Genomic DNA, 12,328 nt, shown 5'->3' with positions numbered 1-12,328 from the left:
CTCAGGCGATCAGGCTCCGGAGGATGACGACGGCGAGGAAGACGACGATGAAGGAGAGGTCGATGGACATGCCGCCGGCGCGCAGCGGGGGGATCAGCCGGCGGACCGGGGCCAGGATCGGCTCGGTGACGGCGAAGACGCCGCCGTAGACCCGTGAGCGGACCGAGCCGGGCGTCGCCGGGCCGGCCAGCACCACGCTCCAGTCCAGCACCGCCCGGGCGATCAGCAGGAACTGCACGATCAGCAGAGCCCAGCTGACGATGCTGAGGAGACCCATCACTTACCTCCAGGTATGGGGATGTGCCCCCCAACTGTGACGCCTCCGGTTGGGAAACTGCTGAAGACTGGCTGTGACCTGGCCTACGTTCCGCAACCTCCCCATCGCCGCAGGTGGCGCCCCTGATCGATCCGCTCCGATGGTGGCGGGCCGGGCCGGCTGATCGGTGGGCGGGCGTGGTGGTTGATCAGTTGAAGAAGTCGGGGTGGGGGCCCATGCGGCCGTCGCACTCCAGGGCGTCGATGGCGTTGAGCTGATCGGCGGTCAGTTCGAAATCGAAGAGGTCCAGGTTCTCCCGGATCCGGGACGGGGTCACCGACTTCGGGATCGCCACGCGGCCGCGTTGGAGATGCCAGCGCAGCACGACCTGGGCCGCGGTCCGGCCGTAGGTCCCGGCGATCGAGGTCACCGCCGGGTCGGTGAGTACGCCGGCCTGGGCGAGCGGACTCCACGCCTCGGTGACGACGCCGAGCGAGGCGTTCGCCTCCTGGGCTTCGCGCTGCTGGCAGGCCGGATGCACCTCGATCTGGTTCACCGCGGGGATCGTCCCGCCGAGGTCCGCGATCGCGCGCAGGTGGGACGGCAGGAAGTTGGAGACGCCGATGGCCCGGACCCGGCCGTCCGCGTAGATCTTCTCCAGCGCCCGCCAGGTGTCCAGGTACTTCGCGTGCTTCGGGGTCGGCCAGTGGATCAGGTAGAGATCGAGCTGGTCCAGACCGAGCCGGGCCAGGCTGGCTTCGAAGGCGTGCAGTGTCGTGTCGTAACCCTGGTCGCTGTTCCAGACCTTGGTCGTGATGAACAGCTCGTCGCGTGGGATCCCGGAGGCCTTGAGGGCGGCACCGACGCCGGCCTCGTTGCCGTAGATGGCGGCGGTGTCGATGCTGCGGTACCCGGCGTCCAGGGCGGTGGCGACCACCTGCGCGGTGTCGGCCTCCGGGACCTGGAACACGCCGAAGCCGACCTGCGGCATGGCTATCCCGTTGTTGAGCTCGATCGTGGGCACCTCGGGCATGGGAAACACTCCCCCTGGGAAAGTCGGTGGTAGTCCAGCCTTTACCCGCGAAAGTAGCCTCGCCAACCAAAGCCGATCCTGCTCGCAGCCGCCACCGGCCCGGCAACGCACTCCCCGGGCGCCGGCCCGGGAACGCGCTGCCGGGGGTGCCGGCTGAAAATGTGCTGCCGGGTGCCGGCTGAGAACGTGCTGCCGGGTGCCGGCTGAGAACGTGCTGCCGGGTGCCGGCTGAGAACGTGCTGCCGGGTGCCGGCTGAGAACGTGCTGCCGGGGCGCCGGCCGGGAACGTGCTGCCCGGGTGGTGGGCGGGCGAGACCGGCGAGCGCGGCCGGGGGAGGCAATGTGGCGCGGCTCGGGTACCGGGTGGTGCCGGCGAGGCTCGTCGCCCGGGCGGCGGCGGGGAGCTTGGGGGCCGGGGCGTGCGCGGGCAACCTCGGGGCCGGGGCGTCTGTGGGAAACTCGGGGGCCGGGGCGCAGGCGGGGGACTCCAGGGCGGTGACGGCTGCGGGGGTTTCCCGCGCGGCGGCCGGAGTCGGGTCTTCCCTGGACGGGGCGGTTGTCGCCGCGGCGGCCGGGGTGACGGGGGCCTGGTGGGCGGAGGCCGCGGGGCTGGGGTGCGCGGCGTGGATCTCGGCCCGGGGCAGCGCGTGGTTGCTCGGCGGGACCGGTAGGTCGTACCGGAAAAGGGTTTTTGGTCGGAATTTCGCGGCGCCGGGCGTCCGCATGGTCTTCCGGCCTCGAGGGTGGGTCCCGCCGCCGCGGGAGGCGGGGGCCGGGAGCGGGGTTCGGCGTATGCCGGATGATCTTGGTCCGGCTGCTGGGTGGGTCACCGGGCTCATGTCGTCACCTCCGCCTCGCGGCGGCGTCGACCTGAGCTGCCCGATCGGCTCGTCGGCTCGCTCATGTCGTCACCTCCGCCTCGCGGCGGCGTCGACGTGGGCCACCTGCTGAGCTGACCGAATCGCTCGCAAGCTCGCTCATGGCACCACCTGCCTGCGGAAATCTGGTGGGCGGGGCTCGGCCGCAGGGTCGGAATCGGTGTTTCGGCCTCCCGGGTCGGGTCTTCTCATGGCGCCCATTATTGATGAGTGTGCATGGTTGGCAAGGCTTCCGGGCGGATGGTAACGAGCCCGAAACCACCTTCTCAGCGGCGACGACCCGGATCGGCGTGCCGGTGGCCATAGGTGGGATCTGATGCGGGATGGTCGGGTTTCGCCGCTGTATCGCCCCGGTTCCGGAAGGTGTTCCAATATCCGAAATCGATTCCGGATGCGGCCGCGCGGCAGGATCCGGACAGCTGGATATCTGACTATCCCTGGGCGAGACCGCAGGTTGACGCGGCGGTAACCTGCGGCCGTGACGCACGAGATCCAAATCACCGAGCCGATCGACCTCTGCCTGCCCAGCGGTCGGCTCAACCCGGCCGCCGTCGGCTGGAGTCGCAAGCCGCTGCACCGGGCGAACCTGCGCGGCTGGGGTCGCAACAAGCGCTGGGAGTACTGGGGCGTCGTCACCCCCGCACACATCATCGGCGTGGTCGCCTCGTCGCTGGACTACGTCGGCGTGCACGGCCTCTACCTGCTCGACCGGGTCAGCGGCAAGGAGATCGCGGTGGACGCGACCGTCCCGCTCGCCCGCGGGGCGGTCCTTCCGGACCGCAGCGGATCCGGGCGGGTGGCGGCCTCCGGTGGCGGCCTCACCATCGAGATCGAGCAGAATTTCGACGGTACGTCGGTACGGGCGCAAGCTCGCGACGTGGAAGTCGACCTGACCATGCCGGCGGTCGAGGACCGTGACTCGCTCGGTGTCGTGGTCGCCTGGAGCAGGAAGAAGTTCCAGTACACGGTGAAGGACGTCGGCCGCCCGGTCCACGGCCGCCTCGTGGTCGGCGGCGTCGAGCACCTCGTTCCGGAGCGGGGCTCACACGCGACCCTGGACCACGGGCGGGGCCGCTGGCCGTACTCGGTGACCTGGAACTGGGCGGCGGGCGCGGACCAGGACCGGGCGATCCAGCTCGGCGGGAAGTGGACCGACGGCACCGGCAACACCGAGAACGCGCTCTTCGAGGATGGCCGGCTCCACAAGATCGGCGCCGACCTGCGCTGGGAGTACGACCGCACGGACTGGCTCAAACCGTGGCGCGTCACCGGCCAGGGCGTCGACGTGACCTTCGAGCCGTTCCACGAGCGCGTGTCCCGGACGAGTCTCGGCGTCCTGGCCGGCGAGACCCACCAGTGCTTCGGCCGCTTCTCCGGCTGGGCCCGCGCCTCCGACGGCCGCATGATCGACCTTGACGGCCTGACCGGCTGGGCCGAGGAGGCGCGCAACCGCTGGTGATCACACCGGCTGGCCGAGGGCCTTCCCGATGCGGGCGCGGTGGGCCGCCTCCCAGTCGTCGAGCGACTCGGCGGCCTCCTTGGCCAGCTTCGCCCGCGCGGCCGCCAGGACCTGGTCATGCCGGTCGGCGGGGACGACGACCACGCCCTCCTCGTCGGCCACGACCACGTCGCCCGGTCGTACCGTGATCCCGCCGCAGCGGACCGGCTCCCCGTGCGTGCCGAGCTTGTCCTTCGTGCCCGGGATCGGGATGACGCCGCGGGCGAAGACCGGGAAGCCGAGGTCGCGCACCTCGCCCAGGTCACGGATCAGACCGTCCAGGACGAACGCCGCGACCCCGCGCCGGTGGGCGACCGCGCAGACGTTGCCGCCGGCCAGCGCGTAGTCGAGGTCGCCGGACTCGACGACGATCACCGACCCGGGCTCCGCGCGGTAGATCGCGGCGTGCAGCATCAGGTTGTCGCCGGGCTCGCAGCGGACCGTGAACGCCGGCCCGGCGACGCGGGGGACCGGCGTCCAGAGCGGCCGGATCCCGATGTCCATCACCTGGTCGCGGCCGAGCACGTCAGCGAGCGTGGTCGGGGGGATCTGCCGGAAGTCTGCGCTCATGGTCATCGACCTTAACCTCACTTAAGGCGTTCCCAGGGCGGGGGCACCCGGACGTACGCCATCCCGGCCGCCCGCGCGGCCTGCACGCCGAGCTCGGTGTCCTCGAAGACCAGGCACTTCGACGGGTCGACGCCGAGCAGCCGGGCGCCGGTCAGGTACGCCTCCGGGGCCGGTTTCGGCTCGGCGTAGTCCCCGGCGCAGACCAGCACCGGGAAGTGCGCAAGCAGGTCGAGCGCGGTCAGCGAGTCGATCACGCTCTCCCGGGTGCTGCCGGAGACCACCGCGAACGGCAGGCGCCCGTGCGCCTCCCGGATGTGCGCGAGCACCCCGGGCACCGCCCGCATCGTGCCCAGCCCGGCCCGGAACAGCGTCTCCTGCCGCTCGGCAACCGTGGCCACCGGCATGTTCAGTCCCTGCCGCAGGTTCAGCTCGGCCACGATGTCGACGACCGGGCGGCCGCCCCACGCGTAGAACAGCTCCTCCGGGAAGTGGCAGTCCCACTCGGCCAGGGCGTCGAGCCAGGCCCGGTAGTGCAGGGGCATGGAGTCGGTGATGGTGCCGTCGCAGTCGAAGAGATAAGCCTGGAAGTCACCGGGAGGAAGGGGTAGGAGCACGGGCGAACGTTACCCAGTGATCTTGTCGGACCGGAAGAATGTTGTCATGGAGATCGCTTCCGAGACCGGTGGCTGGCTGCGGATGCGGCCGCTGCGCTACGAGTTCGAGGCGGCGCCCGGCGACCCGACCGAGGACTGGCTGGTGGTGTCGGTCGCCGCGGCCGGCCTGGATGGGCACACCTGGCAGTCGGAGAGCCCGTGCCTGACCGTGGCCGAGACGATCGAGCTGGCCGACTGGCTGCACGGCCGCGACGATTCCGACGAGCTGGCGTTCATCGAGCCGAACGTCGCGTTCCGGCAGCTGCCCGCCGAACCCGGCGAGCACCTGCTCGAGGTGGCGTTCTCGCACGAGAGCCTGCCGCCGTGGCTGCCCGGGACGGGCCTGAATCGGGTGCACCGGATCCAGCTGGAGGTCAGCGAGGACGCGCTGGCCCGCGCGGCCGGCGACTGGAGCGCCGAGATCGGCGCCTTCCCGCCGCGTTCGGACCTGGCCGCCTGGTGACGCTTTCGCGGTGGGTGGCCACGGCAGGTCGGTGATCCTCCTGCGACGGGCGTCGGCAGCGGGTTGGTGATCTTCCCGTGCTGGGTGTCCGCGGCAGATTGGTGATCTTTGCGCGGTGAGTGGATCTGGCAGATTGGTGTGATGGATTTCCGTCGCACCTTCCGGTCCGCCGCGATCGCGTACGCCGGACTCGTCGCCACCCTCCCGCCCGACCACCTCGACGTCCCCGCCCTCGGCGAGTGGACGTTGCGGGAACTGCTCGGGCACACGGTGAGCTCCGCGCTGCGCCAGGTCCCCGACGTGCTCGGGACCCGCTCTCCGCAGGTCGACGTGGAGACCGCGGAGGGATACTTCGCCTTCGCCCGCGAGGCCCCGGCGGAGCTGCTCGCCGCCGCGACCGCCGCCTCCGCCGACGACGCCCGTGCCGGCGGGAAACTTCTCGGCGACCGGCCGTCCGACCACGTCAGCGCACTGATCGGACGCGCCACCGAAGCGCTGTCCCGGGTCAACGACGACGACGTGGTAACCACACCGGTCGGCGGGATGCGCGTCCGCGACTGGATCCCCACCCGCACGTTCGAGCTGGTCGTACACGGCCTGGACACCGCCGCCGCGCTCGACCTCCCGCTCGACCTCCCCTTGGAGACGATCGCCGAGTCGCTCACCCTCGCCTCCCGCACCACCCTCGCGATCGGCGCCGGCATCCCCCTCCTACGCGCCCTGACCGGCCGCTCCCCACTCCCCCCAAACTTCTCAATGATCTAAACCCGCCAACAAACCCCACAACCATCGACTTCACACCCCGCAAAACGCCGCCGGTGCGGAGGCAACTGATTTCCCGCCACTGCGTTTTTTGCAGCGGCGGGAAATCAGCTGCCTCCGCACCGGTCACCAGGCGTTTTGCCGCGAAGCGAAGCCAAGCCAGCCCTGCCTCCGCACCGGTTACCAGGCGTTTTGCCGCGAAGCGAAGCGAAGCCAAGCTAACTCAGCCCGTCACCACGGAGGTCCGTAGGGCCTGTCCCGATCGATGTCCACGTCCGCGTCCCGGCGGGGCGACCCGTAGTTCCGGTCCCTGTCCACGTCGATGTCGCCGTGGCCGTATCCGTAGTCCCGGTCGATGTCCACGTCCGTGTCGCGACGGGGCGACCCGTAGTTCCGGTCCCTGTCCACGTCGATATCGCCGTGGCCGTATCCGTAGTCCCGGTCGATGTCCACGTCCGTGTCGCGGCGCGGCGATCCATAGTTCCGATCCACGTCCACATCCGCGTCAGGCCAAGGCGCTGGGGCGCTGACGGTCTCCGTCGTGACCGGGCCGCTCGAAGAAGCGAGCGCCGGCCCCACTCCGACCGTGCCCCCGGCAACGAGCCCGATGCCCACCATCAGCGTGCGTGTCATGACGTTCAAGGTTCTCTCCTCCCGAAGAACTGTTGACACCCCAAGCCGATCACGACTCTTCAGCCATCAATTCGAGTTCCCGAACCCGTCGATCGTTCGACCGATAACGACCTCCCCCGAACGGCCAGATTCCTCGTCAAAGCCAGACACCGAATCGCGAACACGAGGCCCAAAACGGCAAATCGCCGACTTCCAGAACACCCGGAATTCGGCGCCCGCCCGTCAACAAACCCCACGATCAGGGACTTCACACCCCGCAAAACGCCGCCGGTGCGGAGGCCAGGCGTTTTGCCGCGGAGCGAAGCGGAGCCAAGCTAGCCCTGCTCCGCACCGGTCACCAGGCGTTTTGCCGCGGAGCGAAGCGGAGCCAAGCTAGCTCAACATGCGCCTGTCACCCTGATCAATTCAGTACCTCGGCGGCCATGGGGAGAGGGTTGCCGAAGCGGTGGGCGGTGATGCTGATGGCCTGTTCGCGCAGGAACGGCAGCAGCTCGACCCGGCCGGCCTCGACCACCGGACCGGCCCAGATCGCCAGGTCGGGACGGCCGTAGGTGGCCGTGGCCAGCTCCGGCCCCGAGCCGCCGATCAGTCGCACCCGTTCGGTGTCGTCCAGTCCGGCGGCGAAGTCGGCGTCGGACTCCACGACCAGCTCGGGGCAGTGCGCCGCGACCGCCTCGGGCAGGTCCTCGGCCGCGGAGACCCGGAGCGGGGCGCCGGCGAGCAGGCCCGCGGCGAGGATCCGGACCAGGTCCGCGACCGGTGCGCCCGCGGACAGCCGCACGGTCACCGGCGTGGGCAGGTAGCGCAGGACGTTGCGCTCGACGCCGAGCGCCGACACGTCCTCGGCGCGCCCGAACGAGTCCGCCCAGGCGGCCGCGTCGCTGCCGGCCGCGCGGGTGATCGAGGCGAGCTGCTCCTCGGTGACCGAACCGGCGGCGTCGGCGAGCAGGGTCCGTACCGCCGGGCTCTGGAGGTCGGCCTGGACCGAGGCCGGAGCCGGCGCCCAACCGCTGAGCCCGACCAGGTAGTTGGGTCCGCCGGCCTTGGTGCCGGGGCCGACCGCGGAGCGCTTCCAGCCGCCGAACGGCTGCCGCTGGACGATCGCGCCGGTGATGCCCCGGTTGACGTAGAGGTTGCCGGCCCGCACCCGGTCCAGCCAGGTGCGCACCTCGCCCGCGTCGAGCGAGTGCAACCCGGAGGTCAGTCCGAAGTCGACCTCGTCGACCAGGTCGATCGCCTCGTCCAGGGTGTCCGCCGTCATGATGCCGAGGATCGGTCCGAAGTACTCGGTCCGGTGGTACGCGGATCCGCGCCGCACCCCGTCCCGGATTCCCGGGCTCCACAGCTTGCCGGACTCGTCGAGCTTTTCCGGCTTGAGCAGCCAGGTCTCCCCGGCGCCGAGCGTGGTCAGCCCGTCGAGCAGCTTGCCGGCGGCGGGCTCGACCAGCGGACCGACCTGCGTCCGGATCTCCGACGGCCATCCGACCTCGAGGGACGAGACGGCGTCGAGCAGTTGGGTGCGGAACCGCTGCGAGCGGGCCACCGATCCGACCAGGATCACCAGGGACGCGGCCGAGCACTTCTGGCCGGCGTGCCCGAACGCGGAGTTGACCACGTCCTTGACCGCGAGGTCGAGGTCGGCGCTCGGGGTCACGATGATCGCGTTCTTGCCGCTGGTCTCGGCGAGCAGCGGAAGGTCCGGCCGGAACGACCGGAAGAGCTCCGCGGTCTCGTACGCACCGGTCAGGATCACCCGGTCCACCAGCGGGTGGGCGATCAGCTGCTCGCCCAGCGTCTCCTCGTCCACCTGCAACGGCGTGACCAGGCCGGGGTCGGCGCCGGCGGCGGCGAGCGCGTCTCGGACGATCCCGGCGAGCACCATGCCGCAGCGCTCGGCCGGCCCGGCCGGCTTGATCACCACGGCGGAGCCGGCGGCGAGGGCGGCCAGCATCGAGCCGGCGGGGATCGCCACCGGGAAGTTCCACGGCGGCGTGACCAGGGTGACCCGGGCCGGAACCGGGGTGGCGCCGTCCGGGGTCCGGGCCGAGAGCTCCGCGTAGTAGTGCGCGAAGTCGATCGCCTCGGAGACCTCCGGGTCGGCCTGGTCGACGGTCTTGCCGGCCTCGGCGGCCATCACCTCGAGCAGGACGTCCCGGTTCGCCTCGAGGGCCTCGCCGACCTTGTGCAGCACCGCGCGGCGGTCGGCGCCGCCCCAGTTCGCGGCGGCGGCCTTCTCCAGGATCGAGTTCAGGGTGTCCGCGTCGTCGATCTTCTCGATCGGGAGCCCGAGCTGCGAGGAGGGCACCCGGGCCAGGATCGCCCGGATCCGGTCCCGGTTGACGGCGACGGCCGGGTCGGTGTCCGGGGTGTTCTCGAAGCGCCCGGGCACGGAGGCGGGGACGGCGGCGTGCCGGTCGGCCACCCGGTTGGCCGCCGGGACGGAGTCGTCGAGGTCGCGCAGGGAGGCGAGGAACCGTTCCTTCTCCCGCTCGAACAGTTCTTCGTTCTGGTGCAGCTCGAACACCGCGGACATGAAGTTGTCCGAGCTGGCGCCCTCCTCGAGGCGGCGGATCAGGTAGGCGATCGCCACGTCGAACTGCTCCGGCCGGACCACGGGCGTGTAGAGCAGCAGCCCGCCGACCTCGCGCCGGACCGCCTCGGCCTGGCCTTCGGCCATGCCGAGCAGCATCTCGAACTCGATGCCGTCGCGGACCTCACGCTGCCCGGCGAGGGCCCACGCGTACGCGACGTCGAAGAGGTTGTGCCCGGCCACGCCGAGCCGCACGTTGCGGATCCGGTCCGGGTGCAGCGCGTAGTCCAGCACCCGCTTGTAGTTGGTGTCGGTGGCCTGCTTGCTGTCGCAGGTCGCCACCGGCCAGCCGTGCAGCGCCGACTCGACCCGCTCCATCGGCAGGTTCGCGCCCTTGACCAGGCGCACCTTGATGCCGGCGCCGCCACGTTCGCGCCGCGACGCGGACCAGACCTGCAGCCGCATCATCGCGCTGAGCGCGTCCGGCAGGTAGGCCTGCAGCACGATGCCGGCCGAAAGGCCCAGCAGGTCGGGCCGGTCCAGCAGGCGGGTGAAGACCGCGATCGTCAGGTCGAGGTCCTTGTACTCCTCCATGTCCAGGTTCACGAACTTGCCGGTCTGGGCGGCGAGCGTGAACAGGGGCAGGAGCTTCTCCGTGATGTCGTCCACGGCCTCGTCGAACGCCCACGGGTTGTGCGGGGCGACGGTCGACGACACCTTGATCGACACGTAGTCGACGTCGGCGCGGGCCAGCAGCCGCTCGGTGTCGCCGAGCCGCCGGGACGCCTCCCCGCGGCCGAGGACGGCCTCGCCGAGCAGGTTGACGTTGAGCCGTACCCCGCGCTTCCGGATCTTCTTGATCGCGCGGCCCAGACGGGCGTCGGTCGCGTCGACGATCAGGTGGCCGACCATCTGCCGCAGCGCGCGCCGGGCCACCGGAACGACCACGCCCGGCATGATCGGGGCGAGCGCGCCACCGAGCTTGACCGCGGCGCGCAGGTGCGCGGGAAGGAATGCCGGCACGTCGCCGGCCAGGGCGTGCAGGGCGCGGGCGCTGACCTGCCGGTCTTCGGGCCGGACCACGCCGTCCACGAAGCCGACCGCGAACGCCAGGCCCTTCGGGTCGCGCAGCAGACCGGCCAGCTGCGCCGCGGAGCCGCCGACCGGGACGGTCGACGCCTCGCGTAGCCAGCGACGCACCAGAGCGATCGTCTCGTCAGCGATCTCAGACATCGGGATACTCCTTCCAGTATGGGCGCCAGTGTGCAGCCGTGATCCGGTTAGGAAAAGCGATGCTTTATGACCGGTACTCTTCAGTTCAGCTAACGTGACGGCATGCTGGAGATCCGCCGCCTGATCCTGCTCCGCGAGCTGGCCATCCGCGGCACCCTGGCCGCCGTCGCCGAGGCGCTCAACTTCACCCCGTCCGCGGTCAGCCAGCAGCTCAGCCAGCTGGAGAAGGAGACCGGCACAGTGCTGCTGCGCAAGGCCGGCCGCCGGGTCCAGCTGACCCCGCAGGCCGAGGTCCTGGTGGCGTCGGTCGGCGAGGTGCTGGACACCCTGGAGCGCGCCGAGGCGCGGCTGCAGGCGGCGGCGACCCGGGTCACCGGCACGGTCCGGGTCGCGGTCTTCCAATCCGCGGCACTGGCCTTCATGCCGGCCGCGCTGCGCGTCACGGCCGCTCGATTTCCCGACGTACGGGTGGAGATGGTCCAGCGTGAGCCGGAAGAGGCCCTGCGGGAGACCTGGGCGCGCGACTTCGACATGGTCATCGCTGAGCAATACCCGGCTCACGCCGCTCCGCACCATCCCGGCCTGGACCGGCGCGATCTCACGACCGACGCGATCCGCCTCGCCCTGCCCGCGGAGTCCGAGTCGCTGCACCCGGTCGACTCGCTGGACTCGGCCCACCGGATGCCCTGGGTGATGGAGCCGCGCGGGGCCGCGTCCCGCCACTTCGCCGAGCAGCTCTGCCGTCAGGCGGGTTTCGAGCCGGACGTCCGCTACGAGACCGCCGACCTGCAGGCGCACATGCGGCTGGTCGAGACCGGTAACGCCGTCGCCCTGATCCCCGACCTGGTGTGGGCGGGCCGGCCCACCTCCTGTCGCCTGCTGACCCTGCAGGGCAGCCCGCGCCGGACCATCTTCACCGCCCAGCGGCTCGCGGGCGCCGAGTCACCGGCGGCCCGCGCCTTCCGCCGGCTACTGGAGCAGACGGTGAAGGACGCGCCCAGCGGCGGTCACGAGGGACCGCCGGGCCCGGTCACGGGGTGGCCCGGTGCCCGTTGATGTTCATCTCGGTGATCGGCGTCCGGCGGCCCCGGGAGTCGTGCCGCCGGGACGGCGGTCCGGCCTTCTCCGCCCGTAGATATTCCTCGTTGACCATGACGCGGAAACGTTCGTGTCGATTCGAGGAACTGGTCTGCAGATCCAGGTCGCCGTGCGATCTCCAGAACAGTCGCGGAATCTCGCTGTCGAAGAAGACCGCGAGGCGCGAGCGGATCTGATCCTCGGTGAGCTCGTTCATCACCCAGGCCCTCCGCCACGTTTTCAGCACCCTCGTGCAGTAGAGGAAGAGCCGCTCGTCCAATCCGTCGGGTGCCGACCACCCGCCCCAGCACTGCCGGTAGAACGGATCCGTCAGGGCCAGCCGGACGAGTTCCTCGGTCGAGTCCTCCAGCTTCTGCAGGCGCGCGTCGGTGTACTGCCGGTACTGCATCGCGAGCCCGATCAGCACCCCGCCCAGCGCCAGGGTCGACGCGACCGCCGCGACCACGCCGTACGTCTGGCCGAGGCCACCGGACCCGAGACGGTCCTCGCCGGTGGGGTGGAACCGGCTCAGGATCAGCGGCGCGAAAATGGTGGCTGCCATCGCGGCGGCGACGACGAGCGCGCCGACCGTGAACAGCACCCGGCGAACGGTGTCTTCTCTCGATCTCGCGGAGTCCCCAGTGGTCATCTCAACCCCCTCGGCACCTATGTCGCAAGTGTGCCCGGTGAACGGGAGGCCGCGGACATTCATTCACTCCGCGACAAAATTGCGTCGCGGCGA

General features: G+C 70.9%; 11 protein-coding genes. 4 read left to right on the top strand and 7 right to left on the bottom strand.

What is annotated here, in order from left to right:
• Window position 1 precedes the first annotated feature (1 nt).
• Together CHC09_RS18485 and CHC09_RS18480 are read right to left on the bottom strand one after the other, a co-directional pair.
• On the bottom strand, window positions 2-277 hold the full coding sequence (locus CHC09_RS18485; RefSeq protein ID WP_089294374.1) for a YggT family protein: 276 nt from the start codon (window positions 275-277) through the stop codon (window positions 2-4).
• 187 nt (window positions 278-464) lie between these two features.
• Window positions 465-1,289 (bottom strand): aldo/keto reductase, encoded by an 825-nt coding sequence (locus tag CHC09_RS18480; RefSeq protein ID WP_089294373.1) that lies wholly within the window; start codon window positions 1,287-1,289, stop codon window positions 465-467.
• A gap of 1,356 nt (window positions 1,290-2,645) precedes the next feature.
• Between CHC09_RS18480 and CHC09_RS18475 the strand changes: the two genes are divergently transcribed.
• The gene (locus CHC09_RS18475; RefSeq protein WP_089294372.1) at window positions 2,646-3,626 is read left to right on the top strand and encodes a DUF2804 domain-containing protein; all 981 of its coding nucleotides are present in this window, start codon (window positions 2,646-2,648) and stop codon (window positions 3,624-3,626) included.
• Here CHC09_RS18475 and CHC09_RS18470 read toward each other — a convergent pair whose 3' ends face one another.
• Entirely contained in the window at window positions 3,627-4,235 is a 609-nt protein-coding gene (locus CHC09_RS18470) for an RraA family protein (RefSeq protein WP_203833171.1), read from the bottom strand.
• 17 nt (window positions 4,236-4,252) lie between these two features.
• On the bottom strand, window positions 4,253-4,849 hold the full coding sequence (locus CHC09_RS18465) for an HAD family hydrolase (RefSeq protein WP_089294370.1): 597 nt from the start codon (window positions 4,847-4,849) through the stop codon (window positions 4,253-4,255).
• A 46-nt stretch (window positions 4,850-4,895) separates the two neighbouring features.
• On the opposite strand from CHC09_RS18465, the gene CHC09_RS18460 reads away from it, so the two are divergent.
• Entirely contained in the window at window positions 4,896-5,351 is a 456-nt protein-coding gene (locus CHC09_RS18460) for a WapI family immunity protein (RefSeq protein WP_089294369.1), read from the top strand.
• A 141-nt stretch (window positions 5,352-5,492) separates the two neighbouring features.
• Entirely contained in the window at window positions 5,493-6,116 is a 624-nt protein-coding gene (locus CHC09_RS18455; protein WP_089294368.1) for a maleylpyruvate isomerase N-terminal domain-containing protein, read from the top strand.
• A gap of 228 nt (window positions 6,117-6,344) precedes the next feature.
• Here the strand turns inward: CHC09_RS18455 and CHC09_RS18450 are convergent, their stop codons facing one another.
• Entirely contained in the window at window positions 6,345-6,755 is a 411-nt protein-coding gene (locus CHC09_RS18450) for a hypothetical protein (protein ID WP_143232411.1), read from the bottom strand.
• Window positions 6,756-7,146: 391 nt separating this feature from the next.
• Entirely contained in the window at window positions 7,147-10,509 is a 3,363-nt protein-coding gene (locus CHC09_RS18445) for a proline dehydrogenase family protein (protein WP_089294366.1), read from the bottom strand.
• A 102-nt stretch (window positions 10,510-10,611) separates the two neighbouring features.
• On the opposite strand from CHC09_RS18445, the gene CHC09_RS18440 reads away from it, so the two are divergent.
• Window positions 10,612-11,565, top strand: coding sequence for a LysR family transcriptional regulator (locus CHC09_RS18440; RefSeq protein ID WP_089294365.1), 954 nt, complete (start codon window positions 10,612-10,614; stop codon window positions 11,563-11,565).
• Here CHC09_RS18440 and CHC09_RS18435 read toward each other — a convergent pair.
• Entirely contained in the window at window positions 11,540-12,187 is a 648-nt protein-coding gene (locus tag CHC09_RS18435; RefSeq protein ID WP_089294364.1) for a DUF6082 family protein, read from the bottom strand. The genes CHC09_RS18440 and CHC09_RS18435 overlap by 26 nt on opposite strands.
• Between the last annotated feature and the right edge of the window lie 141 nt (window positions 12,188-12,328).

Source organism: Actinoplanes regularis (genome assembly GCF_900188005.1).
GTDB classification, from domain to species: domain Bacteria; phylum Actinomycetota; class Actinomycetes; order Mycobacteriales; family Micromonosporaceae; genus Actinoplanes; species Actinoplanes regularis.
This window is presented reverse-complemented; position numbering and strand designations above follow the sequence as displayed.

Bases quoted from the DNA above. Each gene is read 5' to 3' on its own strand.
- CHC09_RS18445 (WP_089294366.1), bottom strand. From the start codon at position 10,509: ATGTCTGAGATCGCTGACGAGACGATCGCTCTGGTGCGTCGCTGGCTA.
- CHC09_RS18470 (WP_203833171.1), bottom strand. From the start codon at position 4,235: ATGAGCGCAGACTTCCGGCAGATCCCCCCGACCACGCTCGCTGACGTG.
- CHC09_RS18460 (WP_089294369.1), top strand. From the start codon at position 4,896: ATGGAGATCGCTTCCGAGACCGGTGGCTGGCTGCGGATGCGGCCGCTG.
- CHC09_RS18455 (WP_089294368.1), top strand. From the start codon at position 5,493: ATGGATTTCCGTCGCACCTTCCGGTCCGCCGCGATCGCGTACGCCGGA.
- CHC09_RS18440 (WP_089294365.1), top strand. From the start codon at position 10,612: ATGCTGGAGATCCGCCGCCTGATCCTGCTCCGCGAGCTGGCCATCCGC.
- CHC09_RS18485 (WP_089294374.1), bottom strand. From the start codon at position 277: ATGGGTCTCCTCAGCATCGTCAGCTGGGCTCTGCTGATCGTGCAGTTC.
- CHC09_RS18480 (WP_089294373.1), bottom strand. From the start codon at position 1,289: ATGCCCGAGGTGCCCACGATCGAGCTCAACAACGGGATAGCCATGCCG.